Consider the following 17953-nt stretch of genomic DNA (forward strand, 5'->3'; position numbering starts at 1 on the left):
AGGACTTTTGGCCCGGCGTTAATCGTCGAGCCGCTTAAATACGCCTTTCTTTGCCTTAAGGACATTACACTCCGGGCAGCGCCATGTGTCCGGCAGATCATCGAATGGGACACCCGGCGGGATTCCCCCTTTCTTGTCCCCTTTTGCGGGATCGTAGATATAGTGGCATTCAAGACATACCCAGCGGGCGAGTTTTACCGTCTGTTGTGTCATCTGGTTACCTCGTCTTTCTTTTTTACCCATCTACCTTACCAGATATGAAATCTCCTGTGGGGGCAAGTAACGGGGAGTTACATCTCCTAAAAAAAGTCTTAAACAGGGTAGCTGACAAAACGGTGGGCGGCGCGGGCTGTAAGTCGGGCGACCCGGAGGGGTTCCGGGATCTTCCCCTCGCAGGTAAACGCAGTGCAGAGCCGGCCGGCATCTGCAGGATCAAGTCCCCAACTGCGGAGATAGACTGTCTGCCCGTCCGGCAGAGAATGGGGTGTGCGTGCACCCAGCCGGCGGTATGCATCCAGCCGTGTGGTATCCATGGGAAAATGGTGGAGGATATCTCCTTCGAGCCCGGTAGATTCCTCGTACGTCACACAGATGACCGGTAACCCCGTCATGTCGTGTACCTGCCCGGGGTCGATGATGTTGAAAAAGGCGATCACGCAGCCCGAGAGGAGGATAACGTTGATGTCCCGGCGGTTGAGGGCCGTGACGATTTCAAGGACTGCGTCAGTTGCATCCACACCCCCGACTGTCACACGGGAGAATGCAAACCCGTCGATGATGAGGTCTTTCCTCATCACGATCCCGGCAAGGGTCGAGTGTTCCCGGCCGGAATAACTCTCCGCAATGCCGAGCGCCCGGAGGCCTTTTTTCGGGATGTGCATAGAAGCACTTATGATAACGGATTAAAAATACTATACCAATGAAATTCAACAAAGATGAGGTTTGTATCCTTATCCCCACGTTAAACGAGAGCCTGACTATTGGCACGGTAGTAAAAGAGTTCCGGGATATCGGGTATGCCCATATTCTTGTCATGGATGGCAAGAGTACGGATAATACTGTAAAAATTGCCCGGGATGCCGGTGCTCTGGTTAAGACGCAGTCAGGTAAAGGAAAGGGAAATGCGATCATCGAGGCGTTTGAGGTGATCGAGCAGCCATATATCCTGATGCTTGACGGTGACAGCACGTACTCGGCAAAGGATGCAGAGAAGATGCTTACCCCGCTTTTCCTGGGATTCGACCAGGTGATCGGCGACCGGCTCATCAACGCGGAAGAAGGATCGTTCTCGCGCCTCAACCTCTTTGGTAATCACATGCTCAACCTCTTTTTTAAGCTCGCTCACAGCCGGGATCTTCATGATATCCTCTCCGGTTACCGGGCGTTTACCAAACTGGCTGTCCAACAGATGAACCTCAAGGAGAGCGGTTTTGAGATCGAGACCGAGATGTCCGTAGAAGCGGTCAGAAACGGCCAGCGGATCATGGTGGTGCCTATACGGTACTCGCGCCGTCCGGGAACCCCGACAAAACTCTCCCCCTTCCATGACGGTATCCGGATCGTGTCCACGATTTACCGCCTTGCGAGGGTTAACAACCCGATGTTTTACTTCGGTATTATGGGCCTGTTTTGTTCACTCCTTGGCCTGCTCACCGGGGTGTATGTTCTTCTTGAATGGCTGCACCACATCGATCATATCCCGCTGACTATCCTTACCGTACTTCTCATTGTTGTCGGTATCGAGATCTTCATGTTCGGAGTGATATCAGATATGCTGCTGGTCTTCCATCGTGAGATCATCCGTGAGATCCAGTTGAACCAGCCGCCCAAGCAGCTGAAATAAAATTTTAAAAAAGTAAAATTAGATATTTTTTAAAACGGTTTCGTGGATTTTTTTTAAAGGAACATCGTTTTTAATGCGATGACCTTGCAGGCATGTTCTGCAAGGGATGTGAGAAGGAATGCCTCGTCAAGTGTCGCACCGGCGGCAAATGTCCCGTGCCCCCGTGCAATGACCAGTTTGCTGCGCCGCATCTCTTTTGCGACCGCATCCGCAAGCCCTTGAGTCCCGGGCGCCCCTGATGCGACCGGGATTATGGGACAGAACATCTCTCCTTCGCTGTCCAGCGGCCGGATCTCGTCTTTTGTGAGGGATGCGGCGACTGCGCAGGGCGGGTGGGCGTGCACGATTGCCCGGTAGGGTGTCGAGCGGTATACCGCGAGATGGACCCGGTACTCGCTTGAGGCGTCTTTTGGGACCGGCCCGTCAAACGGCACAAAGACCGGCTCACCCGGGGTGTCGAGGTAGGCGCCTGTTTTTTTTATAAAAAAACCGGCGTCCCCGTCCCGCACGCTCATGTTCCCGAAATTCCCACCGACGAGATGTTCGGCAAACAGCCGTTTTCCTATCCGTTCAAAGCCATAATCCGGCATCCTTCGCACCTCTTCTTTGTACACCCTCCTTTGGCGTATTCCACTATATGGGCATGGGTCTGGTGGTACACGTGGGGATCCACCGCAAGAACGCTCTCGAAAAGAGTTTTTAGCGCCGATCGCGGGGTGGTTATACCGGCACACCGCGCGATACGTTTCGTATAGGCATCGATCACGAAACTGGGCCGGGAAAAACCGTAGCAGAGGATACTATCTGCCGTTTCCTCTCCGATGCCGTGCACTGCGAGCAGCCCGGCCCGGAGCGCGGGCGTAGGTATGGTCGCCATCGGTTCTATCCCGCCACAGTTTTCGACCACAAAAACCGCAAGGGACTTGAGCCGGTGTGCCTTTATCCGGTAGAACCCGGTGCACCGCACGGCCTCTTCGATCTCCGACGGGTCTGCGGTGTAAATGGCCTGCATCGAACAGAGCCCCCGCTCCTTCAGGAGGTCAAGTGCCCGCATGACATTCTCCCACCTTGTCTGCTGGGTCAGGATCGCCCCGATCATGACCTCGTCGGTATCCCCCGGCCACCAGGGGATCTCCCCGAACCGGGTTTTGAGGATACCGACTATTTTTCTGGCCTTTGTGGCGTCGTTACCGGAACTGGATGCCGACATCGTGCATCTTGTTGTACCGGGCGATATTGAGCACCAGCGGCGTGAGCGATTCTATCATCGGTGCAACGGCAAGCGGGCCGGCATTGAATGCCTGGAGCCTGGAGACCCGGTTCACGAGTTCCATCACCTGGTGCTTTGCATCCTCATCGTCACTGCAGACCGGTACCGAATAGTCCAGTTCCTCGTCCAGTGCCTTCCAACGGTTTGCGGCGATGGTATTGAACGCGCAACAGAGCCGCGCCTCCTTTGGCAGGAGTTTTTTGATCAACAGCGCCGCTGCCCCTTCCGGTGGCGGGACAAATACGAAGTGATCCTGTTTTTCCATCGGGTTGACCGGGCTTATGACAATCTTGTCCTCAAAGCCGTGCAGGGTCGAGAGGGTCGGCACCACGTGCTTGAACGGGATCGCGAGGATCACGATATCGGCCTCATCGACCGCTCCCTGGTTTGAGACCCCATGAACCGAGCAGGACTGCCCGCGATTTTTGAGGGTCTCCCGGGCTACCGCGCAGCTCGCTTCGGCCTTTTCCTGCTCCCGCGACCCGACAACCACGTCAAAGACCCGGGAGAGGCGCATCGTCATGCCTTCCCCGATATCCCCGGTGCCGCCAACTATTCCGATCTTCACTTATCCCACCAGCGGCCGGAGCAGTTTTTCAAGCGTTGCGGCGTCGGTGACGCCTTCCATGGTCTGGACCACTTTTCCGTCCTTTTCGATAATAAGGGTCGGCACCACGCGGATCCCATATTTTTCTGCAAGATCCATGTGCTCATCAACGTCCACTTTTTTTATCTCAACGGCATCGCCCAGTTTCTTTGCCAGTTCCTCGATGATCGGTGTCTGCATACGGCAGGGGCCGCACCACGTGGCAAAAAAGTCATAAAGAACAGGTCTCGTCATGTAATCATACCCGGATAGAGTAGTCGATAAAAAAAAAGATAAATCTATGGTATTGTTATTCGGAGAGGATCTCCATGATGATCTTACCATAGGCGGGTCTTGTCACTATCACACCCACAAGGACACCCATCATGGTGATGATGGCAAATCCCTTGAGCGTGGACAGATCCATGAGTGCAAGCGGCAGCATCGCAATCAGCACGGTTGCAGCCGCTATCACGATGATGGTGAGCGCCCGGGCAAGTCTCTTCAGGTAGATATTTGGCGATGGGACGATCCCTTCGTGAAGGATCTCATCGGTAATAACGACCAGCTGATCTATACCCGTCCCAAGCACGGCTATCAACCCGGCGATGGTTGGTAGATCCATCTGGAACTTGATCACGCTGATGAACCCAAGCAGGATCACGATTTCCGAGGCATTGATCAATACCATGGGGAGCACGATCCTCGGCTCGCGGTACCGGTAGAAGATCACAAACGCGACCGCGATGAGGGCAAGGATAAAGGCGATCAGGCACATGGTCATGTAGTGTGACCCGAGTGACGCAGAGGTCGAGCCGGAACCGGCAATCTTCACATCAACCGGCAGCGCACCTGCACGCAGGTGAATCTCGAGATTTGTTGCCTGCGTCTGTCCGGCTGTTCCCGTACCGGTAGATGCAACCATATTGCGGGTGGGTTCACTCTGGAGGGAGGAAGCAAGGTTCGATGACAGCGGTGCAGAATAGACTGTCTTGTTATCGAGGATCATCGCCAGCTGGTGGTGATCGGGGTCAACCGTTGCGCCGTACTTGATAGCTGCATCCCGGAATGTTGCGGCACCCGCATCGCTTAAGGTAAACCCTACACCCCAGTTGCCCGATGTATCCTTGGTTGGGACCTGGACACTGGTGATGGTATCGCCATAGAGGACGTGTTCGGACTCGTTACCTGTTGTCAGGATTCGGATTTCGAACTTACCCTGCTTACCGACGATCTGCTGGGCCTCGTTCATATCGACGCCGGCCATCTCTACGCGCACGTACCGGGCGACGTTGTTAACGCCCGTAAGGGTATTGACTTTGGCATCCTTGGTACCCATCGTGTTGATCTTCTGTTCAAGGATGCGTTTTACCAGAGTTGCAGTATCCTTGGACACGCCGGGCTGGTACGAGATCACTTTCCCGCCTTCGGCCTCAAAGTAGGATTCAAGCTGTTCCTGCGTGTAGTATTTTCGGATCTCGAGGTGGTTGGTATCGACCACAATAACATCGGTGTCAAGGGTCTTTGAGAGGTTGGTCACAAATGAATTGACCGGCTCTGTCGTTGAGTACCCGACCACTTCTGCCTGGAACTCGAGCTGAAGCCAAGCCCCCTGCTGGAGATCGAGGCCGTACTGGAGGTTTGTCGTCAGGTTACCCTTGTTGTCGAAATGCGGATAGATGGCGACTACCGAGAGGACCAAGAGGATGATCAGCGTGAGAACCCGCCAGTCCTTGAAGAGGTCCTTTATCCGTTCCTGCTTCATTTCCCGCCTCCTTTAAGGACATACCATTTCAGTATGCCGACGTTTGTGAGCCAGGTGTTCAGGATATCGAAGATAAGTCCGATCAGGAGGACTGCTGAAATTTCTTCAACGACCTGGATCTGTCCGATCCAGGACACCACGAGCAGCACCGTAACCGCCGCGAGTGTCGTGGAAGTCATGATGATACCGGTATGGAACGCCCCGGACAGTTTGTCGTTGAGTTTTCCCTGCCGTTTGAGAACCCGTGTCGTGAGTAAGATATCACTGTCCACGGAATACCCGATCAGCATGAGCAGTGCCGCGGTGGTTCCGAGTGACAAGGGGATACCGATGACATTCATCATCGCGGCGGTCATGACCATGTCGGCAAACGCCGAGAGGACGACTGCACAGGACGGGATAAAGGTCCTGAATGCAACAAAGACGACAATTGCCATGCCGATGAAGGCGAGGATGATCGCGATGAACGCCTGATCCTGCAGGGTCTTACCAAAGGATTCCCCGACCTGGTCTACCCGTGCATCCGGGTATTTACTTGAGATAAGAGCGGTCAGGCTCTGGTATTTCGTATCGTCCATTGTCCCGAAGGTGATAAATTTCCCGTTGTTGAGCCCTTCGCTGATACTTACGAGAGGATAGCCGGCGAATACTGCACGGATCTGATCGGAGGTGTCAGGGGTGATCACGGTTACGGCAGTCCCGCCAGAAAAATCGATACCCGGCTTGACCGGCATCCCGATCGTTACCGTAACAAACGCAAGCACCACAAGCGCTATGGCAAGCAGTACCATCGGGATTATCACCAGTTGTTTTGGTGAATATTTTTCGATGTTATAACTGAATAATCCCATATCATATTCATCTGTTCATGAACAATTAAATAATTACCAGATTGCTGGTGATGTCCGCACCATCTCCCGGTAACGGTTTTGATCACGGCCCCGACAGCAATTTCGCAGAATATCTGCGTTTCCTTGCCAGAATGGCGGGATTTCCAAACAGGGTTTTTAAAACGGGAAAATCCACAAAATATATATGGAGAAAGTTGCGACACTACGTTATGAGATCTCAGTTTGAGATCGAAAGTATGATTGAGGGGCGGTTGAGATCGTATCTCTCCCGGGATAAGACCGGCATCCGCCGCGAGGTGCTTCGGCTCCTCCTGCGCATTAAGCAGATGACGATTGCAGACATCCTTGATGAACTCAAAGAGCAGTTCTCGGTTTCATTTCACACGATGGCCTCGATGGTCGGCATTATTGCCTCCCGCATCGGGATCCTGAAGGTCAACCGAAATACAGGGGGCGTCAGTACCTATGAGCTCAAGGAGAAGTATGCCGCAATGGTTGTCCGGCTCGTGAGTATATGATCTTTTAAGCCCCTCACTTAAACCATAACCGTTTTTTAACAACTCCTTACAATAGTACTGACATAATGCCCGGTAATCCTTCTGATACATCCGAAGTCTCCCGGATTGCGATTGCACCTGATGTCATGGACTATATTGCGAAGAGAGACTGCGATTTCCGCGTGTGTACTTCCTGCGGAGGCCCGATCCTTCTCCCTGTACGCGTAAAACCCCCAAAGAAAAGTGATCTTCTTATCGAGGCCGCCCACCACACTATCTATGTCTCCATTCACCAGGCACGTTACCTCGATGAAATACGGAGTGACATGATACCCTTCTATGAAGATGATTTGGCAGGGTACGGGCAGAGATGAGTTACGAAGAACTGTCCCACACCGCAGATGTGAAGATCCGCGCCTGTGCCCCCACGCTGGAGGGTCTTTTTGGAGAGGCCTGTAGCGCGCTGATGCAGGTGATGTACGGCGGAGACCGGAGAGGCGGGACACAAAAAACGATCGATCTCGACGGGAAGGACCTGGAATCGCTGATCTGTGATTTCCTCTCGGAAGTGCTGTATGTCACTGAGGTGGACGGGCTGGTCTTCTGCCGGACTGATGTCTGCCTTGACGGCACGCATCTCCATGCGGTTCTTGACGGCGAGCCGTTCGATCCCGAGCGGCATAATAAAGGAACTGAAGTCAAGGGGATCTCGTACTCCGGGATGTGCATTACCCGGGATGCCAAGGGATATATGCTGGACATCTTATTTGATGTATAAATGGTGAAGAAATGCTTGACGGAGTTACACGGGCCGGTGTAAATGAGTGGGAGATCCCGGTCGGGTTTGTGCCCGGCATGCGGGTACCGGGAAGATTTTTCCTCTCGGATGCGCTCGCAGAACTCCTTGAACCCGGTGCCGTGCAGCAGCTGGCTAACGTCGCAACCCTCCCGGGGATTGTCCGGTGTTCGCTTGGCATGCCGGATATCCACTGGGGCTATGGGTTTCCTATAGGTGGCGTTGCTGCATTTTCCCTTGACGAGGGCGTCATCTCCCCCGGCGGTGTCGGTTTTGACATCAACTGCGGGGTCCGGCTCTTTACCACGCCGCTTAAGCAGGCGGACATAAAAAAGCCCCGGGAGTTTATCGAGTCCCTGTACAAGGCCGTGCCGACCGGTGTCGGTGCAAAGGGTTCCCTGAAGGTCTCTCCGACTGCTCTTACAACCATGATGGAAAAGGGTGCACGCTGGGCGGTGGAGGCCGGGTACGGGACACAACGGGATCTTGCCCGGTGCGAAGAGGGCGGCTATATGAAGCAGGCCGATATCCGTGCAGTCTCGGCCAAGGCCCGGGCCCGGGGAATCCCTCAGGGAGGAACGCTCGGGTCGGGCAACCACTTCCTTGAGATCCAGGTTGTGAGCGAGATCTACGATGAGTCCGCGGCAAAAGCGTTCGGTCTTGCAGAAGGCCAGATCTGTTGTATGATCCACTGCGGCTCCCGGGGACTCGGCCATCAGGTCTGCACCGATCATCTCAAGACGCTGGAAGAGGCGACAAAAAAGTATCATATCCCGCTCCCGGATCGCCAGCTTGCCTGTGCCCCTATCCAGTCTCCTGAAGGCAAGGCCTATTTCGGCGCGATGGCCGCCGCTGCGAATTATGCCTGGGCCAACCGTCAGCTGATCATGCACGCGGCCCGCCTCCAGTTCGAGCGGATGTTTTCCATCGGGTACGAGAGCATGCCGCTTGTCTATGATGTCACCCATAACGTGGCAAAGATCGAGGAGCACACGGTCGACGGGCACCGGGCTTCGCTCTGCGTACACCGCAAGGGAGCCACCCGATCGTTCGGGCCGGGCGCTCCGGACCTGCCCGGGGATCTTGCTGCGATTGGCCAGCCGGTGATCATTCCCGGCAGCATGGGAACGTCCTCGTTCGTGCTCAAAGGGACCGCAATCGCAATGGAGCGCACCTTTGGCAGCACCTGCCACGGTTCGGGCCGGGTCATGAGCCGGTCGCAGGCAAAGAAGAGGATGACCGGGAAAGAAGTGGCCGATCACCTGCTCGCGCAGGGCATCATTGTCCGGGCGCCCAACGAAGCGGCGATAGCCGATGAAGCGCCGGAGGTGTACAAGCCAAGCAGCGAGGTGGTGCAGGTAGTCCACGATGTCGGGCTCTCGGCCCTCGTCGCCCGCCTATCCCCGCTGGGAGTGATCAAGGGGTGAGCTGCCGGGCGGGATTTGTCTGGGAGACTTCCCAGCATTTCGTCAGGTTCATCGAGGACTGCGGCATCCCGTGCGAGCTCGTCACCCCGTATATGCTCGCCGCCCCGTTTTTCCGTGGCTCGTTTACCTGCCTTATCATCCCCACCGGGTTTGCAAACCCGGCCTACTGCCGTCTGCTTCCTGCGCTTCGGGCATCGTCAGAGCGAATAGAACAATTTGTCGAGAACGGCGGTAACCTCCTTGTCTTTGGGGCAGCGATCGACCGTGCGGATGCGTATGACTGGCTGCCGTTCCCGGTCACGTACCGGCACGAGGTTTTTCCCCGAAAGATTACATGCGGGTCGTCCGAGTTGGGAACTGCTCTCGTGGAGGATTACGATCCCACCTGCATCGAATGCGACGGCATATTCCCTGCGCACGAGGGAAGTGCTGCAGGGGCAGCGGGCGGGTCGACTGTCATTATCGAGAAAACGGTGGGGAAGGGAACTGTGGTTGTAACAAGCGTCCACGAATACCCCTCCCGTGCATTTATAAAAAAATTCTGCGCTACCGGGACACAAACCTTATTCTAGCAGGAAAAAGACCAGAATGATAGTGAGGTTGTGTCCGATGCACCGCTATACTTTTTGTGAAACTGCGGAGGCAGCAGATCTTGAACCGGTAGTGATGGCCATCCACGAGATCATCCATCGCCTTCCGGTGACGGCGAAATCATTGCTGAAACCCGGGATCCGGATCGAGGACGGCCGGGTGATCGACCGCAATTATACCGGCCCGGTGCTCGAACAGGCTATCGCATTGAATACTGTAATAAAAACGACCCCCGAACTGGGTGTTTACAAAGGTGTACCGGTGACGGTTGCCCCCATACGGGATCACGAGGGGCACGTAATTGGCGCGATCGGTGTTGTCGATGTCACCGGCATCTTCGATCTCGCCACGCTCATGGAACACCAGTCTGCCATCATAAAGCAGGTGTGTGGCAAGGATCCCTGCCCGCTGTCGGAAGAATCGAGTACATCAAAGAGGTGATAACCATGCCGGACTCAGCATTCAGGGTAATGGAGATCCTCGAAAGATCGGACGCACCGATCTCGGGAGAGGCCATCAGCAATGAACTGGGGATCACCCGTTCTGCGGTCTGGAAGCACATCAACGAGCTCCGCATGATGGGATACGACATCTCGTCATCGCAGAAAGAAGGATACCGTCTCACACGCATGAGCAATAAGCTCCTCCCGTACGAGATCCACAAGAAACTCCATACGAAATTTATCGGCAAAAAGATGCGGTACATGGAGAACACTCCGTCGACTATATGGGCGGGAAAACAGCTCTGTGCCGAGAGCGATGTGGAAAAGATGCACGGGATGGTGATCATCGCCGAGGAACAGACCGGGGGCGTCGGCCGGATGGGGCGGGCATGGGTCTCTCCCGTCGGCGGGATCTGGGTCACGGTTATCTTAAAACCCCATATCCCGATCGACCGGGTCTTCATGATCACCATGGCAGGCTCCGTTGCGGTGGCCCGGGCGATCCGAAAGGAGTTCGGTCTGGGCGCCCTGATCAAGTGGCCGAACGATATTTTTATCGGGAACAAGAAGGTAGCGGGCCTGCTGCTTGAGCTTGCGGCTGAAGCAGATGCCGTGCACTACTGCCTGCTTGGGATGGGTATCGATGCAAATGTTCCTATCAGCGAGTTCTCGCCTGAACTTCAGAATGATATCACCTCGCTCTCTGCCGAGCTCGGCCACGAAGTAGACCGGGCCTCGTTTCTGGCCCGGATCTTAAAAGAGTTTGAGAGCCACTACTCACTCCTTGAGGGAGGGGAATACGATACCATCATCCGGGAATGGAAGAGCCTCTCCTGTACGCTCGAACACCGGGTGGACATCCGCACGCTCAAGAATAGTTTCTCCGGGGAAGCGGTCGATATCGATGAGTACGGCGCGCTCATCATCAGGAAAGACAACGGGAAATTCGAACGCGTCATTGCCGGCGACTGTATCCACCAGTAGACCGGTACTCTTTTATCGTCAACCTCCAATTTTTTAATGGTTGACGATGTTTGGCGATCTGCAGCGTTCCCGCCGTATCGCGTATACGGCTGCATTTATCGGCCTGATCACGGTGGGCGGATGGATCTCCGTCCCGTTTGTCCCATCCCCGTTTACCCTCCAGACGTTTTTTGTTCTGCTCGCGGGTGCGGTCATGAAGCGCGATGCCGTGATCCCGGTGGTGCTCTACGTTCTTCTCGGGGCACTGGGGCTGCCGGTCTTCCACAACGGCGTGGCCGGTGTCGGCGTCCTGCTCGGGCCGACGGGGGGGTACCTCATCGGGTTTATCCCGGCTGCGCTGGTGGCAGGTCTTGCGTATGAATCAGCCCGGCCTGCATTCAGGATCAGCGGGCTCGTCCTTGCTGCCGTGTTGATCCTTACCTGCGGCGTGGCATGGCTGATCGTATCAACCGGCATGGCACCAACCGCCGCGTTGGTTCTGGGGATGCTCATATTCCTCCCCGGGGATATGGTCAAGGCCGGCGCAGCATACCTGATCGCGCGGCACCTGCCATGATCACCTTTGAACATATCCGGCACCGGCTCCTTGCCATCGATTCCCTTACGATCGCCCCGGGTATCACATCGGTAATCGGCCCGAATGGCAGCGGTAAGAGCACCCTGTTGAAACTCTGTGCCGGTATTGCAGAACCTGACTGCGGGACCGTGCTCGTGGATGGCAGGTCACCGCGTGAGACAGAGATCGGGTACGTGAACGAGTTTCCGGACCGGAATATCCTCTTTTCCACAGTTAGAGATGAACTGGCCTCCCCGCTGCGCTTCCGACACACTCCCTGCAGGGAGACGGATCAGGCAGTCCGCGCATGTGCGGAGACGAGGGGAATCTCCCGGTTGCTCGACCGTGATATGCAGGACCTGAGTGGGGGAGAGAAGATCCTCGTCGCGCTTGCCACGGCCTGTATTACCCGGCCGCGTGTGCTTGTCCTTGATGAATACGATTCGCACCTTGACGCTGACCGGTGTGAATGGCTGAACACGGTACTCCGTGTATCGGGAGCCGGATATGTTATCCGGTGTACGCAGCAAATGGAAACCGCCGCAGTTGGGGATCAACTCATCTATATTGAGAAAGGGCATGTCGTGCATGCCGGGACACCGGCGGGCGTCTTTGCTCTGCTTTGTGATTCCCCGTTTTACCCGCTTTCGTGGAGGTGGCCGGTATGAGGCTTGTCCTCGATCATCTCACCGCGAGCTACCCTCGCTGGTCGCTTGCAGCAAACGGTGTTTTTTCCCCGGGTATCCATCTCGTGAGCGGGGATGTCGGCAGCGGGAAGTCTACGCTTTCTCTTATGATGGCCGGGCTGCTCATGCCGGAAAGCGGCTCGGTGATCCGGGAGGACATAACCTGGACCCTGCTCTCGTTCCAGTTCCCCGAGTTCCACATCACCGGCCTCTCTGTCGCGGAGGAATGCCGATCGTGGGACCTTGATCCGGATGCAGTCATCCGGGCGGCAGGTATCGATGTCACCGGAGAAACCCCGGCACTCTCGCTTTCCCGTGGTGAGCTCAAACGCCTCCACCTTGCCTGCGTTCTCTCCCGGAAGTACGATCTCCTGCTGCTTGACGAGCCATTCTCTTCACTCGATTGCCCCGGGAAGGAATGGGTATGCCGGCAGCTTAGCAACCGGACCGAGGGGATCACCGTCATTTTCACTCACGAGCAGAGCATTTTCCCCCGCATCGATCATATCTGGGAAATTGTCGGGGGGAACCTAATCGATTGTGGCGATATGCCCGGGGCGGTCGTGCGCTGGCAGCATGCGCCGGCTCTGGTAAAGAACCTCATCCGTGCCGGGAGAATTCCGCTCGCACTCACGCCGGAGGGCATCAGGGAGGCTGCATGCAGGACCCGCGGATAAGACTTCTCTGTGCGTTCCTGCTCTCGCTTGCGGCATTCGCAAGTGTTGCCGGGGCTGTTGCAGTCTTTGTCTGGTGGCTGGTCTTTACTCCCCGCTGGCGCAGCATTCGGCACCGCACTGCCATCCTTGCGACGTTTGTCCTGTTTGTCATTATTGCGGGGGTCATGACCCTTGCTGGGAGCGACGGGCTCTCGTATCTTGTGCGGATGACCGCGATACTGTTGGTTGGTACCTGGCTGTATGCCGAATCCTGTGCAGGCGATTTCCTTTCAGTGGGTACCTGGCTTTTTGGTACCCGGATCGGGTTTGAGGCCGGCATGATCGCCGGGATGGCGATGCAGATGGCAAACGGGCTTTTTGAGGATTTTCGCCGTATCCGGATTGCCATAGGGCAGAAAGGGCAGGCATGGAGTATCCGCAGAATCGTGCCCGTGGGACGCGTCCTCATTCATGATGCACTCCGGCGGGCGGATGATACTGCCGAAGTGCTTGCAACGCGTGGATACCGGAACGGTGGGACGATCTGCCCGCACTTCCCTACAACGGTTCCTGATGCAGTGGCCGGTATCTGTGCGGTTGTGGCCCTCGTTCTCGCGTATCTCCCTTTAAGTGAATTTTTTATACTCAACAGGTGAACCTTTGGGAGGCTAATTGTAATACCGGAGGCCCTGAGGTTTCCCATGTGTGCTGCAGTTTCTGGAAAAGTACTTATCACTGATACAACACTTCGTGATGCCCAACAGTCTCTCATCGCTACGCGCCTCCGCACCGAGGATATGATCCCGCTTGCACGTGAGATTGATACGTGCGGATTTTTTTCTGCCGAGGCATGGGGCGGGGCTACGTTTGATACCTGCATACGGTTCCTGAATGATGATCCGTGGGACCGGCTCCGTGCCCTTAAGGCGGAGCTGAAACACACCCCCATCCAGATGCTCCTCCGTGGCCAGAACCTTGTCGGGTACCGCCATTATTCCGATGACGTTGTTGACCGGTTTGTCGCGGCATCCTACAAGAACGGGGTGGATATCTTCCGGGTCTTTGATGCGCTCAACGATATACGGAATATGAAGCGCTCGATGGAGCAGGTAAAGAAAGCCGGCGCCCATCTCCAGGGCACGATCTCCTACACGACAAGCCCGGTTCACAGTACGGGAATGTTTATCGAGATGGCCAAGGAACTTGCCGCGCTCGACTGCGACTCCATCTGCATCAAGGACATGGCCGGGCTCATCATGCCCGAAGCGGCTCGTGAACTCATCAGCGGCATAAAAAATGCGGTAGATATCAAAGTCTGCCTCCACAGCCACTCGACAAGCGGGATTGCTCCCATGAGTTACCAGGCAGCAATTGAAGCGGGTGTCGATATCCTCGATACTGCGATGTCGCCGTTCTCGATGGGGACCTCCCAGCCCCCGACAGAAAGTGTCGTGGCGACTCTTGTGGGAACCCCCCGGGATACCGGTATCGATCTCCTGAAACTACGGACGGTCCGGAATACCTGCATGCAGATCCGCGAGAAGTACGCGGGACTGTTAAACCCGATCTCTGAGCGCGTGGACAGCAACGTGCTTATCTACCAATTGCCCGGCGGCATGATCTCAAACCTCGTCTCGCAGCTGATGGAGCAGGACGCGCTCAACCGGCTCGATGAAGTGTTCGCTGAGATCCCGCGCGTGAGAAAAGATCTCGGCTACCCGCCGCTTGTGACGCCGACGAGCCAGATCGTGGGGACGCAGGCGGTCTTAAACGTGCTCGTGAACGGCCATCGGTACGCGAACGTGACAAAGGAAGTCAAGGATTACGTGCGCGGGCTGTACGGCCGTTCGCCGGCACCGGTCAGCGAGGAGATCCGGAAACTGATCATCGGCGATGAGAAGCCGATCACCTGCCGCCCGGCCGACATGCTCGAAACCTCATACGAGCGCATGAAGGCAGAGGCAGAAAAAGCCGGTCTCGTAAAAAAAGAGGAAGATGTCCTCACTTACATCATGTACCCTGCCATTGCCCCTTCATTCCTGAAAGGCGAGCGGCAGCTTGAGGCGATTCCCCAGAAGCAGTCGGCCGCCCAGCAGGCAGCCGCATCCGGGGGCATTCCTGACCAGATGGAAGTTGAAGTGGACGGGGAAGTATTCTCTGTCCGCATTGTATCCGTGGGCGGGAACCAGGTACAGGTAGCAAATATCGCACCCCAGAAAGCGCCTCGCGGGGATATCGTAGGCGGTATCCGGAGCAACATGCAGGGCATGGTGCTTCAGGTCATGGTCAGCCGGGGCGCGGCGGTCAAAAAGGGCGATACCCTCATTGTGCTTGAAGCGATGAAGATGGAAAACCCCATCCACAGTCCGGTGGACGGCAAGGTCACCGAGATTTTTGTTGACGCCGGCGATGTCGTCCAGAATGGCGATGTCCTGCTGGTGGTTCAATGAAGTTTTTTGAGAAGATCCTGATCGCGAACCGGGGCGAGATAGCGATCCGGGTCATGCGTGCGTGCCGCGAGCTCGACATCGATACCGTGGCGATCTATTCATCGGTCGACAAGAACGCACTCCATGTCAAGTACGCCGACGAGGCATTTCCGGTCGGGGAGGCGCACCCGTCCAAGAGTTATCTCAACATGGAACGGATCGTCGACATCGCCAAAAAGAGCGGTGCCGAGGCGATCCACCCGGGCTATGGTTTCCTTGCGGAGAACTACCGGTTCGCGAAGCTCTGCACTGATGAAGGCGTGACCTTTATCGGCCCCGGTTCAAAGACCATCCAGGCCATGGGCTCCAAGATCGGGAGCAAGCAGATGATGAAAAAGGCCGGCGTGCCGGTCCTGCCCGGGACCGATGATGGCATCAGTGATATCGGGACTGCAAAAAAGGTTGCAGCCGAGATTGGCTACCCGGTCATTGTAAAAGCAAGCGCGGGTGGCGGCGGTATCGGGATGCAGATCGTCAATGACGAGACCGCGCTCGAAGAGGCGATCACGGGCAGTATGCGCATCGCCCAGTCTGCGTTTGGCGATCCCACGGTCTTTATCGAGAAATACCTAGTCAAGCCCCGGCATATCGAGTTCCAGGTCCTTGCCGATGAACACGGGCATGCGGTCCACCTCTACGACCGCGAGTGCTCCATCCAGCGCCGGCACCAGAAACTGGTCGAAGAAGCCCCGTCTGCGATCATGACTCCCGAGCTCCGTGCGCGCATGTCGGCCGCCGCGCTCAGGGTGGCTGAAGTGTCTGATTATACAAACGCCGGGTCAGTCGAGTTCCTGTACAGCAACGGGAATTTCTATTTCATGGAGATGAACACCCGGTTGCAGGTCGAACATACCATCACCGAATTCATCACCGGCATCGATTTAGTCCGGCAGCAGATTGCGATTGCCGCAGGGGAATCGCTCCCCTTCGATCAGGAAGACGTTTCGATACGGGGCCATGCGATCGAATGCCGGATCAATGCGGAAGATCCGCTCAATAATTTTTCATCGGACCCGGGCAAGATCGTCCGGTACCGTTCCCCGGGCGGCCCGGGTATCCGTGTCGACAGCGGTATCCACATGGGGTATATGATCCCTCCCAACTACGACTCGATGATCGCAAAGCTCTGCGCGTGGGACAGCACCCGTGCTGAGGTTATCAAACGGATGCGTCGGGCTATATCAGAATATATCATCCTCGGGATCAAGACCACGCTCCCGCTCCACTACGCGATCATGAACAACCAGCAGTTCATCGAGGGCAACACGCACACCCACTTCCTGCAGGAAGAACATATCATAAAAACGCTCGAACGTTACAAAAATGACGAGGAAGCACGGATGCAGACCCTGGCCGGCTCGTTTTCGCAAGGGAACAAGGTCGCTGCGATCACGGCAGCGGTCAACGTCTATCTCCAGCAGAAAAAGGGCTGACCGGTGCAAATCCACCTATATCAGAACCTTTAAAAGTTTTTACGGTGTTGTATTTATGCACTTTCGTGCTGCGGTGGCCTAGCTGGTTAGGGCGCCAGACTCATAGGGTTTTATCGGCGCATGTAGTCTTTCGCGCTGAAGAACTTTGGGACATCTGGAGATCGTGGGATCGTAACCCACTCGCAGCATTTTAATTTCTTTCGGTACGTCCGGATTTTTTTATATTTTTATATGCGTTTAAAGAAGTATAATTGCCCGGAATGTTGTTTTGCCACGTATTCAGGGGGATTTCAACCACCTGCCGGAGATATATTTATGTGTACCGTCAGCCCACACAATACTGAAAATGAGGTGAAATAATGATTCTTGTAAATGCAGCTGTTGGAATTATTCAGTTAATCATCGCAGTCATCCTTGCGGTGGTAGCATTGTATATTGGTTTCTCCGTCTTTGGCAAGATCACAAAAGACGTTGACGAGCAGAAGGAACTTGCGAAGGGCAATGTTGCATTCGGTATTGTTATTGCCGCAATCTTTGTCGCAATTGCCGTAGTCGTCCAGTCCGGTGTTGCCGGTATCTCTGTCGGAATCAGCAAGGCTTCGGCATTCGGGTTCACGTCCGTTGATGGCCTGATTGCAATCAGCGTTGCGATCATCCAGCTTATCCTTGGTGTCCTCCTTGCGATTGGCGCCATCTACCTTGCATTAAACATTCTTGACAAGCTCACCAAAGGCATCGAGGAGTTCGAGGAACTCAAGAAAGGCAATGTCGCTGTTGCGCTCGAAATGGCTGGCGTTATCATCGCGGTTGCCCTTATTATCCAGTCCGGTATTGTTGGTATTACGACAGCACTGGCCTGAAGGATCTCATCAATTTTTCTTTTTTCAAGCTCTCCGGAGTGTTGTCTTAAAACAGTCATTTGCACGTCTTCTGACGTTAGTGCGTGAGGCCTTTTGTCTTTTATACACGCGAAGAGTCTGGCTCTGTCATGGTGGTAATCAAGATAAACAGATCGGATTTACTCCGAAACTATGAAAACAACCATAATGCCAAGGGTTACAGACAGACCGAAGGAAAATT

Annotated in this window: 23 protein-coding genes and 1 tRNA gene; 16 read left to right on the forward strand and 8 right to left on the reverse strand. The window is 55.3% G+C overall.

What is annotated here, in order from left to right; all coding sequences use genetic code 11:
- Positions 1-18: 18 nt before the first annotated feature.
- Together WCX19_RS01260 and WCX19_RS01265 are read right to left on the reverse strand one after the other, a co-directional pair.
- Entirely contained in the window at positions 19-213 is a 195-nt protein-coding gene (locus tag WCX19_RS01260) for a rubredoxin (RefSeq protein WP_373003788.1), read from the reverse strand.
- 98 nt (positions 214-311) lie between these two features.
- A complete protein-coding gene (locus tag WCX19_RS01265) occupies positions 312-881 on the reverse strand; it encodes a DUF99 family protein (RefSeq protein ID WP_373003791.1) in 570 nt (189 codons plus the stop codon).
- Positions 882-919: 38 nt separating this feature from the next.
- On the opposite strand from WCX19_RS01265, the gene aglJ reads away from it, so the two are divergent.
- The gene (aglJ, locus tag WCX19_RS01270; RefSeq protein WP_373003794.1) at positions 920-1843 is read left to right on the forward strand and encodes an S-layer glycoprotein N-glycosyltransferase AglJ; all 924 of its coding nucleotides are present in this window, start codon (positions 920-922) and stop codon (positions 1841-1843) included.
- A gap of 53 nt (positions 1844-1896) precedes the next feature.
- Here the strand turns inward: aglJ and WCX19_RS01275 are convergent, their stop codons facing one another.
- From WCX19_RS01275 to WCX19_RS01300, 6 genes are read right to left on the reverse strand one after another with little or no spacing between them, the layout of a single operon-like run.
- Positions 1897-2433 (reverse strand): aldolase, encoded by a 537-nt coding sequence (locus WCX19_RS01275; protein WP_373003796.1) that lies wholly within the window; start codon positions 2431-2433, stop codon positions 1897-1899.
- A complete protein-coding gene (locus WCX19_RS01280) occupies positions 2406-3053 on the reverse strand; it encodes an endonuclease III domain-containing protein (RefSeq protein ID WP_373003799.1) in 648 nt (215 codons plus the stop codon). Before WCX19_RS01280 ends, WCX19_RS01275 begins: the two co-directional genes overlap by 28 nt.
- Positions 3031-3681 carry an NADPH-dependent F420 reductase gene (gene npdG / locus WCX19_RS01285; protein WP_373003802.1) on the reverse strand — a complete coding sequence of 217 codons (651 nt, stop codon included), beginning with the start codon at positions 3679-3681 and terminating at the stop codon, positions 3031-3033. The genes WCX19_RS01280 and npdG overlap by 23 nt, the downstream gene beginning before the upstream one ends.
- Entirely contained in the window at positions 3682-3954 is a 273-nt protein-coding gene (gene trxA, locus WCX19_RS01290) for a thioredoxin (RefSeq protein ID WP_373003804.1), read from the reverse strand.
- Positions 3955-4009: 55 nt separating this feature from the next.
- Entirely contained in the window at positions 4010-5464 is a 1455-nt protein-coding gene (locus WCX19_RS01295) for a preprotein translocase subunit SecD (protein ID WP_373003807.1), read from the reverse strand.
- On the reverse strand, positions 5461-6315 hold the full coding sequence (locus tag WCX19_RS01300) for a protein translocase subunit SecF (protein WP_373003810.1): 855 nt from the start codon (positions 6313-6315) through the stop codon (positions 5461-5463). Before WCX19_RS01300 ends, WCX19_RS01295 begins: the two co-directional genes overlap by 4 nt.
- Positions 6316-6524: 209 nt before the next feature.
- On the opposite strand from WCX19_RS01300, the gene WCX19_RS01305 reads away from it, so the two are divergent.
- The 15 genes from WCX19_RS01305 (at position 6525) to WCX19_RS01375 (ending at position 17733) form a co-directional block, all read left to right on the forward strand.
- Positions 6525-6833, forward strand: a complete 309-nt coding sequence (locus tag WCX19_RS01305) for a DUF2551 domain-containing protein (protein WP_373003813.1) — start codon at positions 6525-6527, stop codon at positions 6831-6833.
- Positions 6834-6898: 65 nt separating this feature from the next.
- Positions 6899-7186: a hypothetical protein gene (locus WCX19_RS01310; RefSeq protein ID WP_373003816.1), complete on the forward strand. Its 288-nt coding sequence runs from the start codon at positions 6899-6901 to the stop codon at positions 7184-7186.
- Complete coding sequence (locus tag WCX19_RS01315; protein WP_373003819.1) at positions 7183-7590, forward strand: archease; 408 nt, start codon at positions 7183-7185, stop codon at positions 7588-7590. The genes WCX19_RS01310 and WCX19_RS01315 overlap by 4 nt, the downstream gene beginning before the upstream one ends.
- 11 nt (positions 7591-7601) lie before the next feature.
- Positions 7602-9035, forward strand: a complete 1434-nt coding sequence (locus WCX19_RS01320; protein ID WP_373003822.1) for an RtcB family protein — start codon at positions 7602-7604, stop codon at positions 9033-9035.
- Positions 9032-9607 carry a hypothetical protein gene (locus tag WCX19_RS01325; protein WP_373003825.1) on the forward strand — a complete coding sequence of 192 codons (576 nt, stop codon included), beginning with the start codon at positions 9032-9034 and terminating at the stop codon, positions 9605-9607. The genes WCX19_RS01320 and WCX19_RS01325 overlap by 4 nt, the downstream gene beginning before the upstream one ends.
- A gap of 37 nt (positions 9608-9644) precedes the next feature.
- The gene (locus tag WCX19_RS01330) at positions 9645-10067 is read left to right on the forward strand and encodes a DUF2111 domain-containing protein (protein ID WP_373003828.1); all 423 of its coding nucleotides are present in this window, start codon (positions 9645-9647) and stop codon (positions 10065-10067) included.
- A gap of 5 nt (positions 10068-10072) precedes the next feature.
- Positions 10073-11053 carry a biotin--[acetyl-CoA-carboxylase] ligase gene (locus tag WCX19_RS01335; RefSeq protein WP_373003831.1) on the forward strand — a complete coding sequence of 327 codons (981 nt, stop codon included), beginning with the start codon at positions 10073-10075 and terminating at the stop codon, positions 11051-11053.
- A gap of 46 nt (positions 11054-11099) precedes the next feature.
- Positions 11100-11609, forward strand: a complete 510-nt coding sequence (locus WCX19_RS01340; protein ID WP_373003834.1) for a biotin transporter BioY — start codon at positions 11100-11102, stop codon at positions 11607-11609.
- Complete coding sequence (locus tag WCX19_RS01345; protein WP_373003837.1) at positions 11606-12277, forward strand: energy-coupling factor ABC transporter ATP-binding protein; 672 nt, start codon at positions 11606-11608, stop codon at positions 12275-12277. The genes WCX19_RS01340 and WCX19_RS01345 overlap by 4 nt, the downstream gene beginning before the upstream one ends.
- Positions 12274-12972 carry an ATP-binding cassette domain-containing protein gene (locus tag WCX19_RS01350; protein ID WP_373003840.1) on the forward strand — a complete coding sequence of 233 codons (699 nt, stop codon included), beginning with the start codon at positions 12274-12276 and terminating at the stop codon, positions 12970-12972. Before WCX19_RS01345 ends, WCX19_RS01350 begins: the two co-directional genes overlap by 4 nt.
- Positions 12954-13607, forward strand: a complete 654-nt coding sequence (locus WCX19_RS01355; RefSeq protein WP_373003844.1) for a hypothetical protein — start codon at positions 12954-12956, stop codon at positions 13605-13607. The genes WCX19_RS01350 and WCX19_RS01355 overlap by 19 nt, the downstream gene beginning before the upstream one ends.
- Before the next feature lie 45 nt (positions 13608-13652).
- Positions 13653-15401, forward strand: coding sequence for a sodium-extruding oxaloacetate decarboxylase subunit alpha (gene oadA, locus WCX19_RS01360; protein ID WP_373003847.1), 1749 nt, complete (start codon positions 13653-13655; stop codon positions 15399-15401).
- Complete coding sequence (locus WCX19_RS01365) at positions 15398-16873, forward strand: acetyl-CoA carboxylase biotin carboxylase subunit (protein ID WP_373003850.1); 1476 nt, start codon at positions 15398-15400, stop codon at positions 16871-16873. Before oadA ends, WCX19_RS01365 begins: the two co-directional genes overlap by 4 nt.
- Before the next feature lie 67 nt (positions 16874-16940).
- Positions 16941-17061, forward strand: a tRNA-Met gene (locus WCX19_RS01370).
- A gap of 171 nt (positions 17062-17232) precedes the next feature.
- Entirely contained in the window at positions 17233-17733 is a 501-nt protein-coding gene (locus tag WCX19_RS01375; RefSeq protein WP_373003853.1) for a DUF350 domain-containing protein, read from the forward strand.
- Positions 17734-17953 lie beyond the last annotated feature (220 nt).

The organism is Methanoregula sp. (assembly GCF_041663825.1).
Taxonomy (GTDB): domain Archaea; phylum Halobacteriota; class Methanomicrobia; order Methanomicrobiales; family Methanospirillaceae; genus Methanoregula.

Bases quoted from the DNA above. Each gene is read 5' to 3' on its own strand.
- WCX19_RS01260 (WP_373003788.1), bottom strand. From the start codon at position 213: ATGACACAACAGACGGTAAAACTCGCCCGCTGGGTATGTCTTGAATGC.
- WCX19_RS01265 (WP_373003791.1), bottom strand. From the start codon at position 881: ATGCACATCCCGAAAAAAGGCCTCCGGGCGCTCGGCATTGCGGAGAGT.
- aglJ (WP_373003794.1), top strand. From the start codon at position 920: ATGAAATTCAACAAAGATGAGGTTTGTATCCTTATCCCCACGTTAAAC.
- WCX19_RS01275 (WP_373003796.1), bottom strand. From the start codon at position 2,433: ATGCCGGATTATGGCTTTGAACGGATAGGAAAACGGCTGTTTGCCGAA.
- WCX19_RS01280 (WP_373003799.1), bottom strand. From the start codon at position 3,053: ATGTCGGCATCCAGTTCCGGTAACGACGCCACAAAGGCCAGAAAAATA.
- trxA (WP_373003804.1), bottom strand. From the start codon at position 3,954: ATGACGAGACCTGTTCTTTATGACTTTTTTGCCACGTGGTGCGGCCCC.
- WCX19_RS01295 (WP_373003807.1), bottom strand. From the start codon at position 5,464: ATGAAGCAGGAACGGATAAAGGACCTCTTCAAGGACTGGCGGGTTCTC.
- WCX19_RS01300 (WP_373003810.1), bottom strand. From the start codon at position 6,315: ATGGGATTATTCAGTTATAACATCGAAAAATATTCACCAAAACAACTG.
- WCX19_RS01305 (WP_373003813.1), top strand. From the start codon at position 6,525: ATGAGATCTCAGTTTGAGATCGAAAGTATGATTGAGGGGCGGTTGAGA.
- WCX19_RS01310 (WP_373003816.1), top strand. From the start codon at position 6,899: ATGCCCGGTAATCCTTCTGATACATCCGAAGTCTCCCGGATTGCGATT.
- WCX19_RS01315 (WP_373003819.1), top strand. From the start codon at position 7,183: ATGAGTTACGAAGAACTGTCCCACACCGCAGATGTGAAGATCCGCGCC.
- WCX19_RS01320 (WP_373003822.1), top strand. From the start codon at position 7,602: ATGCTTGACGGAGTTACACGGGCCGGTGTAAATGAGTGGGAGATCCCG.
- WCX19_RS01330 (WP_373003828.1), top strand. From the start codon at position 9,645: ATGCACCGCTATACTTTTTGTGAAACTGCGGAGGCAGCAGATCTTGAA.
- WCX19_RS01335 (WP_373003831.1), top strand. From the start codon at position 10,073: ATGCCGGACTCAGCATTCAGGGTAATGGAGATCCTCGAAAGATCGGAC.
- WCX19_RS01340 (WP_373003834.1), top strand. From the start codon at position 11,100: ATGTTTGGCGATCTGCAGCGTTCCCGCCGTATCGCGTATACGGCTGCA.
- WCX19_RS01345 (WP_373003837.1), top strand. From the start codon at position 11,606: ATGATCACCTTTGAACATATCCGGCACCGGCTCCTTGCCATCGATTCC.
- WCX19_RS01350 (WP_373003840.1), top strand. From the start codon at position 12,274: ATGAGGCTTGTCCTCGATCATCTCACCGCGAGCTACCCTCGCTGGTCG.
- WCX19_RS01355 (WP_373003844.1), top strand. From the start codon at position 12,954: ATGCAGGACCCGCGGATAAGACTTCTCTGTGCGTTCCTGCTCTCGCTT.
- oadA (WP_373003847.1), top strand. From the start codon at position 13,653: ATGTGTGCTGCAGTTTCTGGAAAAGTACTTATCACTGATACAACACTT.
- WCX19_RS01365 (WP_373003850.1), top strand. From the start codon at position 15,398: ATGAAGTTTTTTGAGAAGATCCTGATCGCGAACCGGGGCGAGATAGCG.
- WCX19_RS01375 (WP_373003853.1), top strand. From the start codon at position 17,233: ATGATTCTTGTAAATGCAGCTGTTGGAATTATTCAGTTAATCATCGCA.